The organism is Lacticaseibacillus camelliae DSM 22697 = JCM 13995 (genome assembly GCF_001311195.1).
GTDB classification, from domain to species: Bacteria; Bacillota; Bacilli; order Lactobacillales; family Lactobacillaceae; genus Lacticaseibacillus; species Lacticaseibacillus camelliae.
On sequence record NZ_BBAJ01000035.1, the window covers coordinates 1 to 23246 of the forward strand.

29 protein-coding genes and 1 pseudogene are annotated in these 23246 nt (G+C 54.6%); 23 read left to right on the forward strand and 7 right to left on the reverse strand.

Annotation, left to right across the window (positions count from 1 at the left end; all coding sequences use genetic code 11):
* Positions 1-173: 173 nt before the first annotated feature.
* Genes JCM13995_RS07715 through JCM13995_RS16945 form a run of 3 tightly spaced genes read left to right on the forward strand, consistent with a single transcriptional unit; the run spans position 174 to position 2315 of the window.
* Complete coding sequence (locus JCM13995_RS07715; protein ID WP_054664247.1) at positions 174-422, forward strand: hypothetical protein; 249 nt, start codon at positions 174-176, stop codon at positions 420-422.
* The gene (locus tag JCM13995_RS07720; protein ID WP_156314372.1) at positions 395-1888 is read left to right on the forward strand and encodes a glycoside hydrolase family 65 protein; all 1494 of its coding nucleotides are present in this window, start codon (positions 395-397) and stop codon (positions 1886-1888) included. Before JCM13995_RS07715 ends, JCM13995_RS07720 begins: the two co-directional genes overlap by 28 nt.
* The gene (locus JCM13995_RS16945; RefSeq protein ID WP_082397768.1) at positions 1866-2315 is read left to right on the forward strand and encodes a glycosyl hydrolase family 65 domain-containing protein; all 450 of its coding nucleotides are present in this window, start codon (positions 1866-1868) and stop codon (positions 2313-2315) included. Before JCM13995_RS07720 ends, JCM13995_RS16945 begins: the two co-directional genes overlap by 23 nt.
* Before the next feature lie 137 nt (positions 2316-2452).
* On the opposite strand, the gene JCM13995_RS07730 is transcribed toward JCM13995_RS16945, so the two are convergent.
* The 3 genes from JCM13995_RS07730 to JCM13995_RS07735 all read right to left on the reverse strand — a co-directional run bounded on the left by JCM13995_RS07730 (position 2453) and on the right by JCM13995_RS07735 (position 4256).
* The gene (locus JCM13995_RS07730) at positions 2453-3220 is read right to left on the reverse strand and encodes a GntR family transcriptional regulator (RefSeq protein ID WP_082397769.1); all 768 of its coding nucleotides are present in this window, start codon (positions 3218-3220) and stop codon (positions 2453-2455) included.
* 74 nt (positions 3221-3294) lie between these two features.
* Complete coding sequence (locus JCM13995_RS14445) at positions 3295-3471, reverse strand: hypothetical protein (RefSeq protein WP_156314374.1); 177 nt, start codon at positions 3469-3471, stop codon at positions 3295-3297.
* Between the two features lie 59 nt (positions 3472-3530).
* Positions 3531-4256 carry a GntR family transcriptional regulator gene (locus tag JCM13995_RS07735; RefSeq protein ID WP_054664256.1) on the reverse strand — a complete coding sequence of 242 codons (726 nt, stop codon included), beginning with the start codon at positions 4254-4256 and terminating at the stop codon, positions 3531-3533.
* A gap of 186 nt (positions 4257-4442) precedes the next feature.
* Here JCM13995_RS07735 and JCM13995_RS07740 point away from each other — a divergent pair, with 186 nt between their 5' ends.
* The 19 genes and pseudogenes from JCM13995_RS07740 to JCM13995_RS07815 all read left to right on the forward strand — a co-directional run bounded on the left by JCM13995_RS07740 (position 4443) and on the right by JCM13995_RS07815 (position 19249).
* Positions 4443-4670 (forward strand): PTS sugar transporter subunit IIB, encoded by a 228-nt coding sequence (locus JCM13995_RS07740; RefSeq protein ID WP_225350791.1) that lies wholly within the window; start codon positions 4443-4445, stop codon positions 4668-4670.
* Positions 4671-5107: 437 nt separating this feature from the next.
* Positions 5108-5865: pseudogene (locus tag JCM13995_RS07745) on the forward strand (PTS transporter subunit EIIC); the annotation flags it as partial.
* Between the two features lie 54 nt (positions 5866-5919).
* Entirely contained in the window at positions 5920-6204 is a 285-nt protein-coding gene (locus tag JCM13995_RS16950) for a hypothetical protein (protein WP_263849617.1), read from the forward strand.
* A 32-nt stretch (positions 6205-6236) separates the two neighbouring features.
* Positions 6237-6749 (forward strand): hypothetical protein, encoded by a 513-nt coding sequence (locus JCM13995_RS07750; protein WP_054664259.1) that lies wholly within the window; start codon positions 6237-6239, stop codon positions 6747-6749.
* 150 nt (positions 6750-6899) lie between these two features.
* Entirely contained in the window at positions 6900-8519 is a 1620-nt protein-coding gene (locus JCM13995_RS07755; protein WP_054664262.1) for a TIM-barrel domain-containing protein, read from the forward strand.
* Complete coding sequence (locus JCM13995_RS07760) at positions 8516-8833, forward strand: PTS lactose/cellobiose transporter subunit IIA (RefSeq protein WP_054664265.1); 318 nt, start codon at positions 8516-8518, stop codon at positions 8831-8833. Before JCM13995_RS07755 ends, JCM13995_RS07760 begins: the two co-directional genes overlap by 4 nt.
* A gap of 157 nt (positions 8834-8990) precedes the next feature.
* Positions 8991-10352: a glycoside hydrolase family 1 protein gene (locus JCM13995_RS07765; RefSeq protein WP_439645208.1), complete on the forward strand. Its 1362-nt coding sequence runs from the start codon at positions 8991-8993 to the stop codon at positions 10350-10352.
* The gene (locus JCM13995_RS07770; protein WP_054664268.1) at positions 10352-10630 is read left to right on the forward strand and encodes a hypothetical protein; all 279 of its coding nucleotides are present in this window, start codon (positions 10352-10354) and stop codon (positions 10628-10630) included. Before JCM13995_RS07765 ends, JCM13995_RS07770 begins: the two co-directional genes overlap by 1 nt.
* Before the next feature lie 10 nt (positions 10631-10640).
* The gene (locus JCM13995_RS07775) at positions 10641-11603 is read left to right on the forward strand and encodes a glycosyl hydrolase family 28 protein (protein WP_263849615.1); all 963 of its coding nucleotides are present in this window, start codon (positions 10641-10643) and stop codon (positions 11601-11603) included.
* Between the two features lie 87 nt (positions 11604-11690).
* Positions 11691-13247 carry a glutaminase domain-containing protein gene (locus JCM13995_RS07780; protein WP_263849611.1) on the forward strand — a complete coding sequence of 519 codons (1557 nt, stop codon included), beginning with the start codon at positions 11691-11693 and terminating at the stop codon, positions 13245-13247.
* 13 nt (positions 13248-13260) lie between these two features.
* Positions 13261-13710, forward strand: a complete 450-nt coding sequence (locus tag JCM13995_RS07785; protein ID WP_054664277.1) for a DUF1793 domain-containing protein — start codon at positions 13261-13263, stop codon at positions 13708-13710.
* Between the two features lie 18 nt (positions 13711-13728).
* Positions 13729-15342 (forward strand): glycoside hydrolase domain-containing protein, encoded by a 1614-nt coding sequence (locus JCM13995_RS16955; protein WP_263849612.1) that lies wholly within the window; start codon positions 13729-13731, stop codon positions 15340-15342.
* Positions 15343-15347: 5 nt separating this feature from the next.
* Positions 15348-15854: a glycoside hydrolase domain-containing protein gene (locus JCM13995_RS16960; RefSeq protein ID WP_263849613.1), complete on the forward strand. Its 507-nt coding sequence runs from the start codon at positions 15348-15350 to the stop codon at positions 15852-15854.
* Positions 15855-15858: 4 nt separating this feature from the next.
* Positions 15859-16269, forward strand: a complete 411-nt coding sequence (locus JCM13995_RS07795) for an HAD family hydrolase (RefSeq protein WP_054664279.1) — start codon at positions 15859-15861, stop codon at positions 16267-16269.
* Positions 16270-16358: 89 nt separating this feature from the next.
* Complete coding sequence (locus JCM13995_RS16965; protein WP_156314375.1) at positions 16359-16514, forward strand: HAD hydrolase family protein; 156 nt, start codon at positions 16359-16361, stop codon at positions 16512-16514.
* Complete coding sequence (locus tag JCM13995_RS16970) at positions 16453-16671, forward strand: HAD hydrolase family protein (RefSeq protein WP_162230922.1); 219 nt, start codon at positions 16453-16455, stop codon at positions 16669-16671. The genes JCM13995_RS16965 and JCM13995_RS16970 overlap by 62 nt, the downstream gene beginning before the upstream one ends.
* A gap of 1 nt (position 16672) precedes the next feature.
* The gene (locus JCM13995_RS07805) at positions 16673-18025 is read left to right on the forward strand and encodes a glycoside hydrolase family 28 protein (protein ID WP_054664282.1); all 1353 of its coding nucleotides are present in this window, start codon (positions 16673-16675) and stop codon (positions 18023-18025) included.
* Positions 18026-18036: 11 nt separating this feature from the next.
* Entirely contained in the window at positions 18037-18660 is a 624-nt protein-coding gene (locus JCM13995_RS07810) for a glycosyl hydrolase family 28 protein (RefSeq protein ID WP_054664285.1), read from the forward strand.
* 55 nt (positions 18661-18715) lie between these two features.
* Positions 18716-19249 carry a glycoside hydrolase family protein gene (locus JCM13995_RS07815; RefSeq protein ID WP_054664288.1) on the forward strand — a complete coding sequence of 178 codons (534 nt, stop codon included), beginning with the start codon at positions 18716-18718 and terminating at the stop codon, positions 19247-19249.
* 88 nt (positions 19250-19337) lie between these two features.
* Here the strand turns inward: JCM13995_RS07815 and JCM13995_RS07820 are convergent, their stop codons facing one another.
* The 4 genes from JCM13995_RS07820 to JCM13995_RS07830 all read right to left on the reverse strand — a co-directional run bounded on the left by JCM13995_RS07820 (position 19338) and on the right by JCM13995_RS07830 (position 22545).
* Positions 19338-20096: a hypothetical protein gene (locus JCM13995_RS07820; protein WP_054664292.1), complete on the reverse strand. Its 759-nt coding sequence runs from the start codon at positions 20094-20096 to the stop codon at positions 19338-19340.
* Complete coding sequence (locus JCM13995_RS14455; RefSeq protein ID WP_156314377.1) at positions 20074-20250, reverse strand: hypothetical protein; 177 nt, start codon at positions 20248-20250, stop codon at positions 20074-20076. Before JCM13995_RS14455 ends, JCM13995_RS07820 begins: the two co-directional genes overlap by 23 nt.
* A complete protein-coding gene (locus JCM13995_RS07825) occupies positions 20250-20957 on the reverse strand; it encodes a hypothetical protein (protein ID WP_054664295.1) in 708 nt (235 codons plus the stop codon). Before JCM13995_RS07825 ends, JCM13995_RS14455 begins: the two co-directional genes overlap by 1 nt.
* Before the next feature lie 769 nt (positions 20958-21726).
* A complete protein-coding gene (locus tag JCM13995_RS07830; RefSeq protein ID WP_162230923.1) occupies positions 21727-22545 on the reverse strand; it encodes a GntR family transcriptional regulator in 819 nt (272 codons plus the stop codon).
* 47 nt (positions 22546-22592) lie between these two features.
* Here JCM13995_RS07830 and JCM13995_RS07835 point away from each other — a divergent pair.
* A partial coding sequence (locus JCM13995_RS07835) for a DUF8485 domain-containing protein (RefSeq protein ID WP_156314378.1) occupies positions 22593-23246 on the forward strand: 654 nt, incomplete at its 3' end.

The window sequence follows — 23246 nt, forward strand, 5'->3', positions numbered from 1 at the left end:
TTCATTTTGACGGGTGTTTTTTTGATTGGGGGAAGGCCGGTGGAGGTGAGGTTGATTTGGAGACCTTGCATCGCGAACAGTGCCGGCTCAGCGTGCTACACTTTTAGGTGAGGCCTCTGTGTGCGGCTGGGTTTTCGTGAGCAGCACCCGAGGCGATAGACGGGAGTGAAGTTATGAAGGATTTATCCAAAATGATGACGCTAGCCGATGTGTCTTCCCAAAAGCCGGCGTATTTAGCGACCATTTTTGCGCAAGGCAACGGGCACTTCGGCATGCGGGCGAGCGCCCCGACCGACGCCGAAAGCGGCGGGACGATCGTGAACGGATTTTACGAAAGCTCGCCGATCCAGTACGGTGAAAAGGCCTTCGGTACGCGGAGAATAACCAAACGGCGGTGCTCCTGCCGGATCTGCGGCGGATGAGCATTCGCAACGCCGAAGAGCAGCCATTTTTGGCCGAGGCGCCGAGCAGCCTGAAATTCGACTTGGCCAGTGGTGAGCTGCGCGGGGTATGGCCGCTGCGCGATCCTTCAGGCAGCCGCCTGGAACTGACCGTGGTCAGCGTGTTGGGACAAACGCTCGACCAGTTTGCTTTGATCACGTATCAACTTAGATCGGTCGATTATCGCGGCCTGCTGACGGTGTCGAATCACCTGACAATGCCGGTGTTTGGCGCCGCCACTGATGACCCGCGGCAGCCGCGACCGATTCATACGCTGCAAGTCAGCGCGACGCAAAAGGATGCCGTCAGTGAAACCATGCGGATCAAGGCGCCAACCAGCGGCCAGCAGATCACACTGAAGCTGGCCTGCCAGGACGGGTTGGACCGCGTGCAGCCAATCGTGCCAGAGCAGGTGCTGACGCGGGCAGTGATTGCGTCCGTGTCGCGGATCAATCGCCAGGCGTCGCGCAAGCGCGTCACGCCAGACGCCTTGCAGGCCGATGCCAAGCAGTTTTGGACCGACTTCTGGGCCAAGGCCGACGTGCAGATCGAAGGCGCCCCGGCGCTGAACCGCGCACTGCACTTCAACCTGTTTCAGCTGGTCAGCTCGGCGGGCCGCGGGGGCTTGACCAACGTTGCCGCCAAGGGCGTGTCCGGCGTCGGCTACGAGGGCCACTACTTCTGGGACACCGAGATGTACATGCTGCCGTTTTACACCTACGCGACGCCGGACATTGCCAAAGCACTGCTGACGTACCGGTATCACGTCCTGCCGCAGGCCAAAAAGCAGGCGCGGATTGTCGGTGTCAAGGATGGCGCGCTGTTTTCCTGGCGGACGATCAACGGTGAAGAAGCCAGCGCGTACTTTCCCGCCAGCACCGCGCAGTTCCACATCGATGCCGACATTGCGTACGCGGTGGACCGTTACGTGCAAGTCACCGGGGACGAGACGTTTCTGCATGCGTGTGGGCTCGAGATCATTGCCGAAACCGCGAAGTTTTGGCTGCATTTTGGCGCGTGGAGTCCGGTCGACGGCAAGCAGCGGTTCTGCTTCTTTGACGTGACCGGCCCCGATGAGTATTCCGCGATGGTCAACAACAATTACTACACCAACCGCATGGCGAAGCACAATCTGAGCTTAGCGGTCGACTGGGGCCGGCGCTTTCCTGAAGAAGCCCAACAATTCGGCCTGGATGACGCAACGCTGACGGCGATGGCGAAGGCGGCCGCGGCAGTTGAGCTGCCCTTTGACGCGCAGCTTGGCATCAATGCGCAGGATGACGAGGCGTTCAAGAAACCGATTTGGCCGTTTGCCGACACGCCCAAGGATAAGTATCCGCTGCTGTTGCACTATCACCCGCTGACGTTATACCGTTACCAGGTCAACAAGCAGGCCGACACGCTGCTGGCGGATTACCTGTTCGATGACGTTCCGGCGGTCAGCTGAGGCGCGAGTACGCGTATTACGAAAAATCACGACGCACGACTCGTCGCTGTCTCGCTCGATTTTCAGTGCGCTGGCGGCGCGCATGGGCGACGAAAAGCGCGCCTACGATTACTTCATGGACACGGTGCGAATGGATCTCATCGACTTGCAGGGCAACGCCACCGACGGGCTGCACGTCGCCAACTTGGGCGGCAGCTGGCTCAGCGTCGTCACCGGGTTCGCCGGCGTTCGGCGCCGCAGCGGTCAGCTGGTGATCGAAAATCACCTGCCGAAAGCCTGGCGCAAGCTGGTGATCAACCTGCAGTACCAGGGCCGACACTTGCGGCTGACACTGACGCACAACAAAACGGTCGTTGACCTGGTCGAAGGGACGCCGCTGACAGTGCGCGTCGATGGCCAAGAGCGGCCGCTAAAAAAACTAAAATAGTCCGGTTGCCAACGCGGTGATACCTGAATGCAGGCGTCAGTGCGAGGGAACCGGACTATTTTCATGATGTCGTGAAAGTTTCATGTGAAACATGGGGGCGGGCTGACTAATTTTCAATCTTGGCTTTTCACTCAGTTTTACTGGTTGCGGGGCGCTTTTTGTTGCTCGTGCGGCGACTCGTTTTTTTTCATTGGGAACGGTGCAATTTTGATCTCGGCGCTGACCCGGGTCGTCTCATACGGAAAATGGACCTCAGAGTAGTCGAAGGGCTTACCCTCATCGGTGTAATTGACCTGCTTAATGGCCAGGACCGGATCGTGCAGCTTGGCGCCCAGCGCGTCAACGTCCTTGGCAGTGGCTTTAATGGCAAAGACCTTGCGGTGCGAGCCGGCGATCCGCACACCGTGGGCCTTGAGCGCCGCGTAGATCGACCCCTCCAGGATCTTTTCCGTGAGCGTCATGATTGCGACGGGCATGATGGTGTGTTCATAAGAGTACGTGCGGCCATCGACATAGCGGACCCGCTCGATGACGTACACGGGGTCGGCGGCGCCAATCATCAGCGCGCGCTGCTCGTCCTTGTTGGCTAGCCGCGCGGAGAAGCTCAGGACCTTACTGGTCACCTTGTGGCCCTTCATGGTCTCGGTGGTGCCGACCGGTCGGGTCAGCGGTGTCACAGCGGACTGCTCAGGCCGAAAATCCTTCCGCAAAAAGGTCCCCGCACCGCGCTTCGAATAAACAACGCCGTCCATCATCAGCGACTGGAGCGCCTTGTGGATCGTTTGCCGCGTCGTGTGAAAGTGCTGGGCCAGCCATTCCTGACTGGGCAGAGGATCGCCTGGGGCGTAGGTGCCATCGGTGAACATTTTCTTTAATGATTCAGTGATTTCCTGATATCTGTACATGATTTCAGCTTCTGTTCCGCTATTGGCGTGGTGTGGCGCGTGTTCGCAATCCTAAATCCAGCCAGCAAGTCAGATTACGATAAATTGAGCAGCAGGGCCACCGCAATGGCCAACAGAAATACGGTGAGGCTGGCCCGGAGCCCAATGCCCATCATCCGGATCAAGGCCCCGTCGTTCTGCTTGAGGTCGGGCTTAACGCGCCGGTAGTAGTACATGGTGTGACGGCCGGCCCAGACGCTTAGCAGGATCATCACGACGCGATGCCAATATTTAAAATTCTCATGTTGGGGCTTCTTTCTTTGTTTGTCGGTTACCGCATTTCAACGGTGTGGAAGGTGTGCTTGTCGGAGCGATACCGGGAAATCGTGTATTCAAAGACCTGACCGGTGTCGAGGAACACTTGAGATTCGATTTGCAGCAGCGGCAGCGTCTGGGGGATCTGGAGCTGCTTGGCTTCTTCCTCGGTCGGCATGACCGCGGAGATATTTTCGTGTGCGCTTTGGATCTTGACCCCGCCGCTTTCCTCTGCAAAGGTGTACAGCGAGTCGACCACATTATCGAATCGCAGGCCCATCAGCAGACTAATGGGGATGAAGGTGCGTTGAAACGTCACCGGCGCTTTATTCACTTTGCGCACGCGCACCAAGTGGTAGACAAACTCACGCGGCTTGATATTCAGCTTGGTGGCGATGTCTTCGTCTGCTTGCTCGATGTTGAAATAAAGCACGTCGCTGGATACCGCCTGGTCGGGGTGCTTTTCGGTAAAGCCGCGGTACTGAATGGGACTCGTGGCTTCGTCGCCAAGGTCATCCATGTTGAATTCCTTAACGAAGGTGCCGGCGCCGCGCCGCTTGACCACGTAGCCCTCTTGGACCAGCATGTCGATGGCTTTCTTGATGGTCGTCCGGCTGACGTCGTACTGAATCTCCATATCGCGTTCCAAAGGGAGCTGCTGGTTTTTCTTGTACAAGCCACTCAATATTTTCTTGCGGACATCATAGGCAATCTGCTCATATTTGGTTAGATCGTCAGCCATCGAATGCACACCACGCTTTCTTTTTATCCATTGAATGCTCTGCTCAATTCATTATAGTTTAAGTTTGACATGACGGCACCAAAAAAAGCAAAAGACACGTCTTTTTAAAAAAAAGGTCTTTACGTTTAAAAGAAAGCGCTCTACAATGTACCTGTTGAAAGCGGAAACAGACAGGAGGAAATTAACATGAAGATTTCATTGTTTTGCAATGCCGGGATGTCTACCAGCCTTGTCGCAGCCAAGATGAAGAAGTATTACGAAGCTCAAGGCAAGGACTACGACGTTGAAGCGTATGATTTTTCCCAGTTGCTTGACGAAGGTGACGAAAGCGACGTGATCGTGCTCGCACCGCAAGTCGGCTGGCTTATGACGATACCGTCAAGGATTATCCGAACGCCAAAGTCATGGCGTTGACCCTGGATCAGTTTGGGTCAATGAATGGTGAAGTAGTTGGTAAGGCGGTTCAACAGTTTATTGATAGTGGTAAGTAATATAATTTAGCAATTTTTCGAAAGTAGGCGAACAGCATGGATAATAAGAAGCAGCAAACAGGACTGCAAAAAGCCCAGCAGATCCTTACCAAATACATGGGTAAGATTGCCGGCAACAAGTTCCTGTTAACTCTTCGTGATACCTTCATCATGGCCTCCACGCCACTGATGATCGCTGGTTTCGCCATCATGATCAGTTCCGTTATTCTGGATCCAGCCAATGGGTTGATTTTTGGGGCTCAGGGGTTGCACTTAGGACAACTGATCGCTGGTGGTAGTAATAAAGCTTGGCTGGCTTCTGGCTTTGCCAAAGAGTTAGTTAAGCTGCAAGGGGTGTTCGGGCTGGTTTCAAACGGGACCATGAACCTGAACGCTGTCCTGATCGTTGCCGGGTTTGCGTTCTTCGGGACGCGGCGGTTCTTCCGTAGCAATAAGGAACCAATCATGGTCAGTCTCTACGCATTGGCCGATTTCTTCATTGTTCTGCCATACAACTACACCGGTACCACAGCTTCAGGCAAAACCGCTACTTTGATCAACACCCTGAACCCGACCTTCTTGGGCCAGGATGGGATCTTCACCGGCTTAATTATGGCCGGCTTGACGTTCTGGATCTTCAACGTGCTGCAGGAACACCACATCGTGATTACGATGCCAGATTCAGTGCCACCAGCGGTTGCCCACAGTTTTGAATCCTTGATTCCTGGCGCCGCGGCAATCGGCATGTCGATCGTGATCGCTTCGATTTTTGGGGCCTTCCACACGACCTTACCAGAAGCAATTATCGCCGGCCTGCAAAAGCCAGCGCTGGCTGCGGCTTCAACGCCATTCTTTGCTGAAATTCAAATTTTAACGCAGCCATTGCTTCAGTGGTTCGGGATTCACGGCACTTCTGTTTGGGGCCCAATCGATGGCCTGACCTGGAACATCAACGATAATGAAAACATTCTTGGCAAGGCGCACCACATTTACACCACCCTGTTCATGAACTTCAGTGTTGTTTCTTCAGGGACTTTGACCCTTGGCCCGATTCTCGCCGTTCTGATCTTTGGGAAGCGAAGGACCAGCGCGCGGTTGCCAAAGTTGCGATTGCGCCAGGGATCTTCAACATTAGTGAGCCAACGACTTATGGCCTGCCAATTATCCTGAACCCGATTTACTTCATTCCTTACATGCTGTCCTGGCAGACCAACTTCTGGATCGCATACTGGTTGACTAAAGCGGGGTTGATTCCAATCATTGTCAACAATGTTCCTTGGACGGTGCCGCCGGTTCTTTCCGGGCTGCTGTATTCTGGCAGTTGGACCGGTGCCGCTTACCAGATCTTAGCAACGGCAATGACCATTGCGCTTTATATGCCATTTGTTAAGATCAACGATTCGATCAACGAGGAGCGGGCGGCCAAAATCGCTGCCGGCGAGGACGTTGGTCCAAGCATGAAGGTCAAGGCACAATAATCATTTGGTTTAATTGAGAGGAGCTCACACTCTTGGAAGAAAAGATCATCAACAAGCCCATCAATAACTGGGACTATCAAGATGACGACAGAATCTTTTATAAGCACGGGATGGATTACGATTTTGCTGAAACTGCTGGTGAACCGACAGTCGATCCGCGGAATGTCGTTCACGTTCCGGTGACGTTGGTTTCAGGCAAGGAATGTGTTCTCAGTATCGCTTTTGTGAACGCAAAGGTGGTCAAGATTCATTTCGATACGGCTGTGGCTAACGCTGAGTTGCCTGATAGCAATTACATCGAACCTGCCTTTGAGCGCTTCATTGCGCCCACTGTTGACGCCGATGCGAAGACGATTACGCTAACGTGCAAGATGACACATGTTGAGATCGCGCGGCAGGACTTTTGCCTGCAGGCGTTTGTCGGTGCCAAGCGCGTTTTCAAGACATCGACTAAAAAGATTTCCCGTCAGTTTGTTACCCCAGCTGGGCCAGCGCGTCCACGAAAACGGGGACCGCGATGCTTTTCTTTCATGGGATATCGATAACGGCGACGCGTTCTACGGCTTGGGTGAGAAATTCGGCCGGGTCGAAAAAAAGCCAGACCAGAAGTGTTTCCTGGGCCATGGACGCGGATGGGTCAAACAGCACAGACCTTGCGTATAAGGATTATCCTGTACTGCTTTCAACGGCAGGGTTTGGCTGATGCTGGCGACCGCTCGGCGCAACAAGTGGATATCGGAAACTTCTGCTACTCATCGGCAACGGTGATGTCAGAAAGCCCGATTCTGAATGCTTACCTGTTCTTTGGGAAAACGCTGAAGGACCTGATTGGCACTGAAAGTCAGATCGTTGGCCGGCCGGGGATGCCAGCGCCGTGGACACTTGGCGTTTGGTACAGCCGCTGTGCTTACCAGAACCGCAACGAGTTCCTACAAGTTGCCAAGGACTTAAAGGCCCACGACTTGCCGTTCGATATGCTGCACAACGATGTGGCCTGGGGCAAGAACTACTGGTACCCCAAGTACTGGGTTGATTGCTGCGATTTCGAATGGGACGACAAGGACTGGCCAGAGCCCAAGCAAATGTATCAGGAGCTGTGGGACGAAGGCATCGGGACCAGCATTTGGTTGAACCCGTACCTGCCGCCGAACACGGATGCGTACCGCGAAGCCGAGCAAAAAGGCTACCTAGTCAAAACGACTAGCGGCGGGGTGGCACATGTCACTCGCCGACTGGTCAGCGATGTTGGGATTCCTGATTTGACTAATCCGAATGCGTATAACTGGTGGAAAGAGCACGTTAAAGGGCTTTTGAAGCTAGGCATTCGGGTGGTCAAGCCAGACTACACCGACCGCATTCCGGATAATGCGCTGTTTGCCAATGGCTATACCGGGGTCGACATGCACAATATGTACATCAATTTGTACATCAAAGCCTGCTATGAGGCGACTGAGGAAGTGCAGGGTACTGGCCTGGTTTGGAAGCGGCCTGGTTTTCTGGGTACGACGAAGTATCCCGGGACTTGGTCCGGAGATGTGGAGTCCACCTTTGAAGGCATGCGCTTTACGTTGCGTGGTGCGCTGTCCGTTGGGTTTGCCGGCGAAGTGCTCTGGAGCTCCGATATTTCGGGGTTCAAGGGCAAGGACCCGGATCCCGAGCTGTACATCCGCTGGTCGCAGATGGGGCTGCTTTGCTCCCTGGCGCGGTATCACGGCGTCAGCCCGCGTGAACCTTGGTACTTTGGCGACAAGGCCGTCGACGTGGTTCGTCGCTATAGCAAACTGCGCTACCACCTCGCGCCATACTATCTGCAAACCTTGTACGAAGCCACCCAGACTGGTTTGCCCGTGATGCGGCATTTGGGGCTTGAATACCCCGATGATCGGGTCGCCCGGCAGACGGATGACGAATTCTTGATCGGCAGTGACTTGCTGGTCGCGCCTGTCCTTGAAAAAGGGGCAACGCGGCGCCAGGTTTACCTGCCGGCCGGCGATTGGTATGAGCTGCACAGCGGCCGTTGGTACACAGGCCGCACAGTCGTGGACCTGCCGGTGACGCTTGATGATATTCCCGTGTTTGTCAAGGCTGGGTCAGCCATACCCACATTCAAACACGATCTCCCTAATCTCAAGCACATCGACGGTGAACCAATCGAATTTGTCGAGTTTGGTGAAGTGACTGGCCAGCCTGAAAACTTCCTGGTTGACGACGCGCGCAAGGCGCATCGCTACACCATTCAAGACAATCAGGTAACCAGCGACTATCCGGCGAGCTTCACGGTTCGCAAGATCACTGCTAGGAGGCATGCAGAATGAACGAAGAAGACGCACAAGTGGCAATGAAGATCATCTACTACGCAGGCAATGCGAAGTCGTCAGCGCTGCTGGCGATCGATGCCGCTTTTGCCGGCGATCAGGCGAAGGCCCAGACCAAGCTTGACGAGGCGAAAAAGCAGTTGAATGACGCCCACAATATCCAAACTGGGCTCATGACGGATGAAATGAACGGCAAAATGATCGAGAAATCGATCATCCTGATTCATGCGCAGGACCAATTCATGGCGGCCAATACCGAAATTGAACTGGGTGAGCGCCTGATGAAGTTTGCCGCCAAAGTATTAAAGGACTAATTGATGCGCGCTCTGTATTCACTCAACGAATAGGAGCAAGCAGCGTTAGCAACGCGATGAGGCTCCCAAAGATGACATCTCTGGGGGCCTTGTCTGCTTTAAGGACATATAACGAAGGAGAATTGCACATGACAAAAGCATTTCCGAAAGATTTTCTGTGGGGCAACTCGGTTTCCAGCATGCAAACAGAAGGCGGCTGGGACGCGACGGCAAGGGCAAGTCAGTGTACGACATCAAGACGGCCGGCGAGCACCGCTCGGACTGGAAAGTTGCCATCGATGACTATCATCGCTACCAGGAAGATTTTGACTACATGCAGCAGCTGGGCATGAACTGCTACCGGTTCCAGATTTCCTGGAGCCGCGTTCAGCCGGATGGCCAGGGGGCCTTCAATGAGGCCGGGATCGCCTACTACGATAAGTTTATCGATGAATTGTTAAAGCGCGGCATCCAGCCGATGGTATGCCTCTACCACTTTGACATGCCGCTGGCGTTGGCCAAAAAGTACGACGGTTTTGTCAGTCGCGAGGTCACCGATGCGTTTGTGAAGTACGGCATCGAAATGGTCAAGCGGTTCGGCGACAAGGTCAAGTACTGGCTGACCTTTAATGAACAAAACCTGTACAACACGCCTGGTGCCTCGACGTTTGCCGGTAACCTGAAGACCCCGGAAACCGAGTCTCTGATTTACACGATCGGCCACCACGTCATGCTGGCGCACGCGCAAATTGCCAACTACATTCACGAACACACCAACGATCAGATCGGTGGGATGCTGGCTTACCAGGAAGTTTATCCAGCCAGTTGCAAGCCGGAAGACATTTTGGCGGCGCGCAAGATCGACGAGTTCTACAACAACAACTTGCTTGATGTCTTCACGCGCGGCGAGTATTCTCCCGAAGTCATGACCTTCCTCAAGGACCACAAGATCGACTTTGACTTCCGCGATGGCGACGCCGAGCTTCTCGCGCCGACGCGCAGCGATTTTCTCCCGTTCAGCTACTACCGGACGACCACCGTCAACGCGTCCAAGATCCCTGCTGGGACGACACCGACCTACTTCCTCGAAAAAGGCGGGCAGGACAATCCGAACCTGAAGACCACGGCGGAGTGGAACTGGCAGATCGATCCGCTTGGTTTCCGCGACATTATCGACAAGATGTACGCCCGGTATCGGGTACCGATCTTCCCAATCGAAAACGGGATCGGTGTGATCGAGCACTGGGACGGTGAACACGAAATTCAAGACGATTACCGGATCCAGTACCATCAGCAGCACTTGCAGGCCATGCGAGACGCGATGTTCGAAGACGGTGTGCCGGTGGTCGGCTACCTCGGCTGGGGTCTGATCGACATTCTGAGCTCACAGGGTGACATGCGCAAGCGGTACGGCGTGGTTTACGTCAACCGGACAAACCACGATCTGCGCGACTTGAAGCGGATGCCGAAGAAGAGTTTCCACTGGCTGCAGCGCGTGATCAAGACCAACGGTGCAGCGCTGGATGAGGAGGCAAAATAATGAGTGTATCAATCGAAGATTTTGGGGCCAAGGAGACTGCCGATAACAATGCGGTGGCCATTCAAAAGGCCATCGACTCGCTGACTAATGGCGGCACCGTCGAGATTCCTGCCGGCACCTGGGTGTCCGGGACACTGCAGCTTAAGCCTAACGTGCGGCTGCACCTGGACCATGGCGCGGTTTTGAAGGGCTCGCCGCGCATGGCGGATTACCCGGATACTGGGTTGTACACAACGAACTTGGCAAGGTCAAAGGCTGATTTACGCCAAAGATGCTGAGAATATTACCATCGATGGGGATGGCTTGATCGATTACAACGGTCTGGGCTTCTTTGATTTCACCCGGCCGAATAATCCGGTGTTGGACTACAGCAACTACAGTGATGACCAGAAAAAGCAGTTTGCCGTCAAATTCACCGAGCGGCCGACTAGCATGATGTTCCTGCAGCACTGCCCAGGCCTCAACATCAAGGATGTTCACGTCAAGGATGCGGCTTCCTGGGATATTGTGCTGACGGCCTGTGACCACGTCAAGATCGTCAACCTCACGATTTCCAGCAATCAGCGCATTCCGAATGACGATGGGATCCATCTTTGCGGCTGCCGCGACGTGGTCATTGCTAACTGTGACCTGCAAACCGGGGACGATTGCATCGCCATCACCAACATCACCGACTGGGAGCGCGAGACGCGCAATATCACGGTCACTAACTGTGTGCTGTCCTCGTCTTCCACAGGGATCCGCATTGGGTACTGGCGCAGCAAGATCGATCACGTTCAGATCAGCAACTGCACCATCAGCGATTCCAGCCGCGGCGTTTTGATCAACGCCAACAATGCCGGATACGTGCGCAACGTCATGATCAACCAGCTCAGCTACGTTGGTCGGCCGCATGCCGGCGCTTGGTGGGGCAACGGTGAAGCAATTTATGTCAACGCCGTGCCTTACAAGCTGGACAGCCAGACTGACCACCAGTTTGACCAGGCTGATGTCTTCCCGAACGTTCAAAATGTCCGCGTGACCCACCTGAACGCGATCAGTAACATTGGGATCGTGATGGTTGGCGACAAGAAGAACATCCAGGACTTCACCATTGCCGATGCTGACATCACCATGATCAACAGCGTCAACCGCGATGTGCTGGGGGATGACATCTCGCTCAGCCCGATTCAGCGTGACATCAAGGTGCCAGAAGGAGCCGAATACTGCTCTACGCCGAGGAAGTCAAGGACAGTCAGGTCACCGGCGTGAAGGTTCACAATCGCCTCCAGCAGCCGCTGACACAGGTCGAACAAAAAGTGGTCAAGTGCGATCACCTGCGCGTTGACGCGACTTATTGTGACTAAGGAGGGAAGACCCAGCATGGAGCGGATTCCCTCGGTACCGCTGGTGGTCAATGATCCGTACTTTTCGATCTGGTCACCGGCCGACCGGCTGACGGATGTCAACACGGTCAGCTGGACGGGTAAAAAAATGCCCATTAAGGCGACGCTGGTGATCGACGGCCAGCCGCTGCGGGTGATTGGGACTGATGAACACCTGCCGGCTATGCGCCAAAGTGACTTGGTCATTGAGCCCACGCAAACCATTGCGGCTTTTGAAGCGGCAGGGGTCGCGCTTGAGCTACGGTTTGCGCAGCGTTTTGACCTGAGCAAACTTGAAACCATTGCCGAACCGATCACTTACTTTTCCGCCAAGGCGACGGTCCTTGACGGGCAGGCCCACGACCTGAAATTAAGCGTCAGCCTGGACGCCTGCATCACCTATGAACACTTGGAGCCAGGCCGGCTGGCCGCGAGGCATTTCGACATGTCAAACAGCCAAAGTGTCTGTGTTGGCAAGTCTCGCCAGACGCCGCTGAACGGGTCTGGTGATTTGACAGACATTGACTGGGGTTACCTGTATCTCGCGTGCCCGGCGGATGGGCGTAGTCAGGTCAATGCCGTCAGCGACTGGCAGGACCATGCGCTGCGCGGCGATCTGGATCTGTCCACCACGGCGGAAGCGGTCGGGCACCTGCTGATTGCTTACGACGATGTGCAGTCGATCAACTATTTCGGTCACATTCAGTCTGCGTACTGGAAGCAGGAGTGGCCGTCGATGCCGGCACTACTGGATCGACGTACGGTTGAATTGCCAGAAATCTTGGCCGATTGCCAGCGACTGGATCGGGATTTGGATCAACAGGCCGAGACGGTGGGCGGCGATGCTTACCGGCTGGTTTGCGCAACCGCTTACCGGCAAGCCATTGCGGACCACAAACTGATCCGGGATGAAACCGGGCAGCCGATCCTGCTCGGCAAGGAGTGCACCTCCAACGGGTGTCTTGGCACCGTCGATGTCAGCTTCCCAGTTTCACCGCTGTTTTTGGCCTACAACCCAGCCTTAGTTCAGGCCTTGTTGCGGCCGGTGTTCCGGTTCGCAGCGCTACCGGCCTGGCCGTATCAGTACGCGCCGCATGATGTCGGCCGGTACCCGTATGCGACCGGGCAGGTTTACGGGCTGAGTCATCCGCGGACGCCAAACGACGGCATTCACCTGGAAGGTTTTGATACCGTGCCGATGCTTTATCAGTACCCGGCCAATGCGGATCTGTACCGCGAGTACTACCAGATGCCGCTTGAAGAATCCGCAGACATGGTGCTGCTGGCCTGTGCCAGCGACGCTAAGCTGCACAACGGGTTCGTGGCTCAGCATCGCGCGCAGCTGCTGAGTTGGGCGGATTATCTGATTCAAAATGGTCAGGATCCGGCCGATCAGCTGTGCACGGATGACTTTTCCGGTCATTTGGCCCATAACGTTAATTTGGCCTTGAAGGCCGTGCTCGCAATCGGCGCGCTTGGGCAAAGCTTGACCGAAGCGGGGTTAACTGCTGAGGCGGGGGAAACTCATTGATGCCGCTAAACGCATGGCGGCTCAGTGGGAACAAGAAGCGGCCAGTACAACTGATACCCGCCTCGCGTTTGATAAGCCTGAGACGTGGTCGACCAAGTACAACCTCATCTGGGACGACTTGCTTGACTTGCATTTGATTTCGCCAGAAGTGAAGCAGCGAGAGTTGAACCGTTATCAGGCTGAGCTTAAGCCTTATGGCGTGCCACTAGATGGCCGAGATACCGTCGTTAAGGCGGACTGGCTGATGTGGGCGGCTTCTGAGGCGGTGGGGACTGCGGACCTTACGCAGTTTGTCACCCCACTGGCGAAATTTTTGCACGAAACGCCTGACCGCGTGCCGTTCTCCGACCGGTTTGATGCTGTTTCTGGGCGTGACATTGAGTGGTATAACCGCAGTGTCATTGGCGGGGTCTTTATGCCGATTCTCCGGCAGCAACAACTAGCTGAGAAAGCGGCTAAATAGTGGAGGCTGAAGTAATGGATGTGGAAAAAAATCGATACGCGGCAGGGAACGAAGAACTCCTTTGCACTGTCTCACGGTAATTGTCTGCCGCTGACCGGCCTGCCATTCGGCGCAAATTATTTTGCGGTTGAGACCGGTAGCGGTGCTTGGTGGTTCGACCCCGACGCGGAGCACTACCACGGGTTTCGGCTGACCCACCAGGCGACGGTCTGGGGTGGCCCGGAAGGGGATTATTGCAGCCTGGGTTTGCTGCCATTTTCAACGCCGAACCGTGGGATTATTGACGTGCCATTTGAGCCTGCTGAGTCGGCCTTTCATCCCGACCGACTGACGATCAGGCAGGCCAACGCAGATCTGACCACGACCTTGGTGCCGACCATGTATGGCGCGGCACTAGAGACGACCTCTGGGTTTGCGGACCTTGGATTGATCATCAGTTTTCCTTCGACTGGCGCGCTCACCCGCGTCGATGGGCAGGTGATCGAGGGGTATACGTTGCAGCGGCATGCCTTGGCCGGGCACACTGCTAAACAGTACTTCCATCTTGAAGCCAGTCGGTCAGTTGAGCAGCGGACCACGCTGCCAAACGGCCAAGAGATGTTGGACTTTGCACCGGCTAGCGAGGCTCTGACGCTGCGACTGGGGACTTCTTACATCAGTCCTGAGTTTGCGGTAAGGAATATGCCAACTGCCTCCTTGACGGCGCTGGCACAGGCGGCTCGAAAAGCTTGGCAAGAAAAGCTGGTCAAGGTTGAGGTGACGAGTCGCAACCAGGATCAGGTGAAGACTTTCTACCACATGATGTACCGCGCGTTTCTGTTCCCGGAGCGCATGTACGAGCTGGACGAAAACGGTCAGCCAGTGCATCGCGATCTCTATGCGAACCAAGTGCGGCCAGGTTTTCTCTACACTGGCACCGGGACTTGGGACATGGCGCGCACGACGTATCCGCTGTATTCACTGATTGAAACAGATGAGTACGAGCAGATTCTTTCTGGTTTTCTGAACAGTTATCGGGAAAGCGGCTATCTCCCGAAGTGGCTGAACCCGCAAGACAATGGGGGGATGTCAGGCAACCTGATTGAAGCCGTGATCGCAGATGCGGCCGTCAAGGCGGTCGCCAAGGATAAGATGCCGGCGTTTCTTGACGCTCTGTTGGCTGGAGCCGAGCAGCAGGATCCGCAGGGCATGCGGGGCCGGCGGTACGCAGACGATTACCGCAAGCTCGGCTACATTCCAGGCAATATCCGCGAATCCGTCAACAATACGCTGGACTACAGCTATGGCGACTTTTGCATCAGTGTCGTCGCTAAGATCGTTGGTAACAGTGAAGTCTACGACCAATACCGGCCGGGCGGCCTGAACTATCGCCAGCTCTTCTCGAAAAAGGCTGGTTTCATGGTGGCTAAGGAGCCAGACGGTCAGTTCCGCCAGGACTTCAAGGATACATCTTGGACTCGGGACTACACGGAAGGGTCTGCTTGGCAGTCGACTTTTGCGGTTCCTCACGATATCCAGGGCCTGATTAACCTGTACGGTGGCAATCAGCCGTTTCTGGCGGTGCTTTCCCGGTTGGCTAACTCACAGCCACTTACGATGCCGGTCCACGGGATCACATCACACACGAAATGACCGAAATGAGCAAGAATCAGTTTGGGCAAATCAACATTGGCGATCAGCCGAGCTTCCATTTACCATACCTGTTCCATTTTGTCGGCAAACCGTATTACGCTCAGCCGCTGCTCAAGCAGCTGATGACGCGCCTGTTTTCGGCAGGAGTGAAAGGTTATCCCGGCGATGAGGACAACGGCAGTATGTCGGCCTGGTACATTTTTAATGCCCTTGGGCTGTATCCGTTTTGCCCAGGTACCGGTGAATACCTGATCGGGATCCCCCTGTTTGATGAAGCCAAGGTCCACCTTTCAAACGGTCAAACCGTGCGAATCACCGCCTCGTCGAATCATCCGCAACAGCAGTTTGTGGACTCGCTGACGCGCGATGGGAAACCGTTCAAAACGTCCTTCATCACCCATGACCAGCTGCTGCAGACGAACCAGTTGCAGTTTGCCTTAGGGACGGTGCCCAACCCATTCTGTTTCGATGATACTAAGCGGCCCTTCAGTCTCAGTCAGCCGGAGGAATAGCACGATGATCAAACTGTTTGGTACTGATTTGGATGGCACGTTTTTAGATAATCACAGTCAAATCTCAGCGGCTAACCGCGAGGCAGTTCATGCTGCCCAGCGGTCGGGCCGCTTCTTTGCGATATGCTCGGGCTGGACGCCAGCTGATATTGCGGCGCTTTACCAAGACCGGCTGGGGACAACGGGTTATGGGGTGTGTCTTAACGGGGCGCTTGTGGTCGGGCCGGAGCAGACACGCTACTTTGATCATCCGATGCCCAAAGAGGTGGCGCGGTGGGCGTTTCGCATGGCCAAGCACTATTTGATCCACCTCCAGTTGGTGTCGGATCAAGCGAGATCGAGTATCAGCCGGACCTGGCCCGGGGTCGGTTTGAGGAGCGACATCCGCGGTTTGTTTCCGACATTGGTGAGTTAGACGAGTTGCTCGATCATTACCGGATCTATAAATTCACGCTACAGTCCCCGCCTGGCAACGGGTTAGCGTTGGAATGGTGCGCGCGCTCAATGCGTAAACTGCCGCTGCATTTTACCCGCTCGGGCCCGTACTACTACGAAGGCAATCAGCAGGGTATCACGAAATACACGGGGATCGCGCACCTTGCTGAGCACTTGGGGTTCACCCCGGCAGAATGCATGTGTTTCGGCAACGAAAAAAAATGACATCGAAATGCTGAAGAATGTTGGCTACGGCGTGGCGATGGCGAATGCGATTCCGGAGGTGAAGGCCGTTGCGCGCCTGACCACCGCCAGCAATGAGGAAGATGGGGTCGCGAAAATGATCAATCAAGTGGTTTCGGGTCAATTTATGGAGGAATAACATGAACACCGTTAATATTGCGGATTATGGTGCCAGCACTGAGGCTAAGAATAACGCCAGCTCAATTCAGAAAGCGATCGATGCCGCGGCCAAGATTGGCGGTACAGTTGTCGTGCCGGCCGGCGTGTTTCAGAGTGGCTCGCTTGAACTGAAGCCCCATGTCGGCCTTCATCTGGCGGAAAATGCCGTGCTGAAGGGTTCACCAGACTTGGCAGACTATCCTGACACCGGACTGGTCCATAACGAAATGGGGCCGGTGCGCGGGCTGTTACACGCCAAAGATGCCGCGGGTATCACCATCGACGGTACTGGCGTGATTGATTACAACGGCATGGGCTTTTTCGACTTTTCTCGGCCGAATAATCAAGGCTTTGATTATTCTCACTACTCAGCAGAACAGCTGAAGCAGTTTGCCGCACACCACGACGACCGGCCGACCAGCATGACGTTCCTGCAGGGGTGCGATGATTTGGTGATCCGTGATGTGACCCTGACCAACGCCAGCAACTGGGATGTGGTACTGACCGATTGTGACAACGTCAAGGTGGTGAACATCACAATCAAGAGCACGCAGCGGGTCCCAAATGACGACGGTATTCATCTTTGCGGCTGCCGGCAGGTGCAGATCACGGGTTGCAACATTACGACCGGCGATGATTGCATTGCCATCACCGGGATCACTGATTGGGTCCGGGAAGAGCGCGACATTGTCATTGCCAACTGCATCCTGTCCTCCAGTTCGTCAGGGATTCGGCTGGGCGGCTGGCGCAGCAAGATCAAGCGCGTGACGATCAGCAACTGCCTGATTCGTGATGCCGGCCGTGGGGTGGTCATGAGTGCGTGCCACAGTGGCTACGTGAAGGACGTGACCGTTGACGGCTTGACGTTTGTCGGCCGACCGCGAGCCGGCGCTTGGTGGGGCGGCGGCGAGGCCTTTTACCTTGAGGCAATCCCTAGCGATAATGAGGCGATGAAGGACAAGCCCTGGGACCGCGGCGACCGCTTCCCGAACATTGCTAACATTCAACTGAGCCATCTCAACCTGCGCAGCAACATTGGCATCATCATTGTAGGGGCCAAACAGAACATTACCGACGTCATGATTCAGGACGCAGAAATCACGATGATCACCAGTCAAAATCGCGGTGTCTTGGGCGACGAGATCGACCTGTCACCGGTGCCGCGCAAGTTGACTGTGCCGAAAGGAACTTGCTACTGGCTGTATGTGGAGGAAGCGGCGAATGTGAAAGTCACCGGCGTGCGGGTCCACAATGAGCTGACGACGCCGCTGAAGCAGATTGATGAGCGGCAGGTCAACGCAAGGAATCTTCAGCTTGAGTACACAATTGTGTGAGGAGCAGGGCAATGAAACTATTTTCCTCTGAAACAATGCCGAAAAACGGCGCAAACGTGACCACGCAGTTGCAAACGGCAATTGATCAAGCGGCCGCTGCATCGGCAGATCATGTCGTCGAGGTCAATTATCGGGGCCGGCTGATTATCGACAAAATTGTTCTGCGCAGCGGGTTGCATCTGGTAATTTCCCAAGGGTGCACGCTCAAAGCTTCCGGTCAGACTGATAAGTATTATTCTCGCCCGGGTCCCTTTGAACGGTTAAATGCAGCTGCTGGGCTGAAAGCAGTCATTGCGGGGGTGAATATCAAAGATGTCACGATCAGAGGCGGAGGTGTCATCGATGGCAATTATCAGGGGTTTCTTTTGCCTGAGCAGCCCACAGTGGGCAGCCTGAAAACTGGCGGTTATCCACGGCCGGAGCTTATCTACTGCCAAGAGACGCAGGGGCTTGAGATTCGTGATGTGACGCTTCTGAATGTGCCATTTTGGACAATCCACCTGGCTGGCTGCACGGCGAGTGTGATCACGCACGTCACGATCTTGAATGATCGCCGAATGCCGAACACGGATGGTATCGATATCGACCGCAGCCGCCAAACCCGGATCAGTCATTGCCTGATCAGCACAGGATGATGCGATTTGTGCCAAATGCACTGAGGAGACCAGCCAGCTGGGCAACTGTGAGGACATGCAGGTCAGTGATTGTGTGCTGTCGTCGACCAGCGCGGCAGTGAAGGTCGGCAGCAACAGCTTTGGTGATTTTAGGCGGCTGAGTTTCGACCATTTGACAGTTCTGAACAGCAACCGCGGCTTGGCAATCCAGTTGCGTGATGGTGGCCGGGCGGAGCACATTCGGTTCAGTCACTGTTTCGTCGAGACCAAGCGCTTTTCACCCAACTGGTGGGGCCGCGCGGAACCAATTTATCTCACGGTTGCCAAGCGCGAGGCTGGCAGCGCGCTGTCAACAATCGCCAACGTCACGTTTGAAAATGTGACCGCTGAAGCGGAAAACGGCATTTTCGTGTGGGCCCCAAAGCCCAGTCTGATTGCGGGCTTATCGTTTCAGCACGTGCTGTTGATGCGGCGGCCGGTAGGTGAAGGCGCTGCCGGTGAGTACGACTTGCGGCCTGCCGCGTTCCCACAGCTGGTTCAAGCCCCTAGCCAGTGGCTTGTGGGCCATGGTATTCGAGACGATACGTTGGCGGCGATTCAAGTCGAGTGAGCATCAGCGAGCCGGTGCGTGTTTCACGGGAAACAAAATAAACCCTGAGCAGTGCGTTGAACACTACTCAGGGATTTTTTTGCCGGTGCTAAGATTGGGCCTGCTGTCCCAGTTTTAGCCACTTCAGGTACTGCTCGTGGCGAATGACGGGGGTGGTGTAAAGTGCGGGGTCATGATCGAGAAATTCCTGACCGGCAATGGGTTCGACCACCTGCATGCCCTCACCAGGCGCCGGCAGGATCAAGTAGCGCTGCGTGTTAGTCGGGTCCGCTCGCATCTGCTTGAGCAGGTCGGTCCAGAGTCTCTTCTGCTCGCTCAGCTGGTGGCTGACATTGCGCGGCGTTTTGCCGTTGACCTTCGTAATCTCGCGCCACTGACTTTGATAAGAGGCAAACGTCAGCAGGCCGCCGGCGAAGCGCTTGTCCAGGCCCAGACTGATGTGCAGCAGGCTGGACGGTTGACCGGCCGTGCGCCACCACTGTGCCATGTTAAAAATCTTTTTCCGCACGTTTTCGGCTTTGTGCCGATTAGCCGGTGATAAGAGCACAAACGGTTGCGGTTCCCCCGTCACAGTGACGGATTCATCGATCCGCGCGGTCGACTCAGCAATGTCGCGGCCGAAGGGGAAATAAAACTGGTTGCGTGTTGGCGGGGCGGCCAGTCGCGCTGCACGTTCGATCTGGGCGTCGGTCGGATTGTCCAAATCTGGGTCCGCAAACTTGAGCACGTAATGGACCAAGTCGAGTTCGCCGAACCGACCGTCCTGAGTCAGGATCGTCGCCGTTTGGCCGCCTTCGATCAGCCCCTGAAAAAAAAGTAACGTGTCATGATGATCGTGCCTCCTCATAAGAGAGCCATGCCTGTTGTTTTTCTTTCAAACTGGGTGAAGCTGGCGGTAGGGCGTCAACTGGGCGCCCGGCCGCCAGCCAGTTGCGACGAAAACGGCGCAGTGAGTTTAATAATTCACGGCGTTTGGCCGGATCGAGCGTCTGCTTTTTCATCACGGTTGGCTCGCGGGCTTGGCTTTCATGATCACGTGCGCGCCCGTTTGGCCGGCCGAGTTGTGGCGCAGATAGATGAACTGTGGTGGGGCGGCGACCGTGCGTTGGACAGCGAAGGGGGCGCGCAGCAGATACGTCGTGCGACTGCCGGCCAGAAGCGCCGGCAGCGCCTGGCGCCTTATCGTCAGCTGCTTATCGTGCATCCGGGCCAAAAGCTCCAGCCAGACGCGGCCTTCGCGGGCAAAAATGCGGTTCTCTTGGTTTTGCAGGGTGTTTAGACTAATGTTTCCGCGCAAGTATTCGGCGCGCCACTTGGCGACGCGGGCCAGCTGGTTGTCTCGACGCAGGAGGCCGGTGGCGAAGGCGCGCAGAGCGTTCTGGTCAACCGTTATGATTTCTTGGCGTGTCTGTTGGATGGCCCGGTGCTGTTTGGTCTTGGTGATGTTGACGGCGGTGACCCGGCCGGTGGCCCGCAGCCGCTCACCCAGCGTCCACACGGTTTTCTGCCAGGCTACTGCGTGGTTGAATTCGACTTGGATTGGCTGGCTGGTGACGGAAAGCGGCTCACCACGGGCATTCCAAAAACTGTCTGCGTATATGACAAGCGTTGGCAGCAGGTCCAGCTCTCCGCCCGGATCGATGACATAACTTATCTGACCATCCATGACCCAGCCTTCGATTGTAAGCATGCTCGGGTCCTGAGGCATTGTGGGTTCCTCCTTTCGATATTTGAGGTCAGTGTAAGCTCGGCATTGGAGAAAATAAAATAATATGCTTGAATAATGATGGTCAAGGGACATTGGCTATAAAACGGATGAAAGTATGGTTTTAGGCACCGTATCTGTATTTATCCATGAGAATGCTGTGAACAAAACGTCAAAATCGTTTACAAAATTCACAATTTAATGTTTGACGGCGCTTTCTAAATGGCGTTATTCTATCCTTGGATGGCGAGTGGGTGAGGAAGGAACAACCTCATCAGCACCACTCGTTGACTACCGGGCAATCCGACCCAAGCCATGGGTTGACCCGGCATGCTGAGCCGCCGATCGGTTGGCTATGAAGACCACACCTGAACGTGTGGGGTCCTTTCAGGACGCATGGCAGGATGCTGCTATCACTTTCCTAACTTAATAAAGCGACCCGAAGCGGCGACGCGACGGGGATAGCAGGCGGGGGATGACCCCGCAATAAAAAGCCACCGGGAGATCCGGTGGCAGGGGACACCATTTCGAGGGGAGTGGTGCCCTTTGCGTGTCTTTGAAACTAAACTTTACTGAGAACAGGTCGCCTTTCCTGAAACTTCCAGGAAAGGCGGCCTGTATTCTTTTCCAATCATAGTTTCAGAAGCGTTTTTGGAGCATAGATGAGCGACTTAATATTTGTCTTTCGATTTTAACTCCTCATTCAAGAAGAAAAGCGGACGTAATAGTGACGGCCTGGCTGGTGGTAAAGTATCCAGATTTATAGCCGTATTTATTCTTGCGAAAAATCAACGTAATAACGGTACTGAGAGCCAATATAGTAGCACTTAGAGAATTCAAAAAAATTATGCGCCTTGTCGTTCGTTAACCGATAGCGTTTTAGGATTGGTTCAGATTCTCTAATCCTAAGCATGTTGCGCACATGCTGATCTGCTAAACCGGCTTCAATATATTCTTGACTTAAGACCGGGTGTATCGAGAACTGACTTAGGTAGTCATAAAACGACTGATAATAATCGCTTGATGCAAGTGAAAACTGTTCTGAGAAGGTAAAAGAGGTTTCAAAGTAAGCAAATGGCTCTTTTAAGGTGCCGCGTAGCCGCTTGAGCACAAGAATTTTACTTCCAGGCAAAGTATGAAGATTTGCTGCCATTGTAGGGTCTGCGTGCGAAATTTCGATCGTCGCTGAAAAAGTGCGGAAGTTTAATCCGAGTTCGCTCATTTCCTTAGTAAAGCTCTTAACCAGCGTATATTGAGGGGGTTTGCGTTCTGAAACAGAGTTCACAAAGGTCCCGACCGGCCTTTTCGTATGTACTAATCGTTCAATTGACAGCTCATTGATTGCTTTGCGAATCGTGATCCGACTGACGTGATAGAGGGTGCACAGCCCATTTTCGGTTGGCAGCTTCTCACCAGCGGGCCAATCGCCGTTATGAATCTTCTTGCGCATATCGTCTGCAATCTGTGCGTAAAGCGGTCTTGAATCCTGATAACTCAAAACAATTCCCCCATTCATTGTTATAACAATGAGCTTCAGCCAAGCTCCTGTAAGGGCTTTTTTTATAACATTGAAAGCCTTGCCTAATGCCAAGAAACGGCTTACCGTATTGTTATAACAATGAAACGAGGCAAAAGCAATTGTACGATAGTCAGCCGGCATTAGAAATTAACAATAACAAGATTTTCGGTGTACAAGGGTTTGCCCAGATTCTTGAGGCGTTGAAGCAAAACGTCAAGGAGCGGGTCGTAGCCTTTGAAACCTATCCAGGGGTGTCAACGGCGACCATCGTTTCCGCGCTGAGGCAGGGGTTTCCAAAAAGTCGAATTGTCAGTACTGAGGACCTCCTGATTCCTCAGAAGGAAATAATGAATCAAGTCGAGTCGGATATTTCAACTGATCCCACGTTCGGTCGATTCTCACACCGGAGCTTTACTGAGTTCCTTGATCCAGCTAAGCTCGCGCAGGTGAGAGATCAAGCCAGCAAATTCCCCACTTTCATTGTTGGCATTTGTGCAGCAGATATTATCCCAGGAGCAAAAATTCTTTATTGGGATATTACCCGCCGGGAAATCCTGCTCCGGATGAGTTCCGGTGATTACCACACTTGGTTAAACACGCAAAGTATGGGTGAAAGCGAAATGGTTCGTCACGCCTACTTCTTCGAATGGCCAGCCGCTGATGAGCGCAAGAAGGACCTTTTGACGCGCTGTGCGTATTACGTTGATGCTTCAGACGCCGCCCGGCCGAAGATGCTTAACCGTGCGGATATGCAGGCAATTTTCCTCAATTTT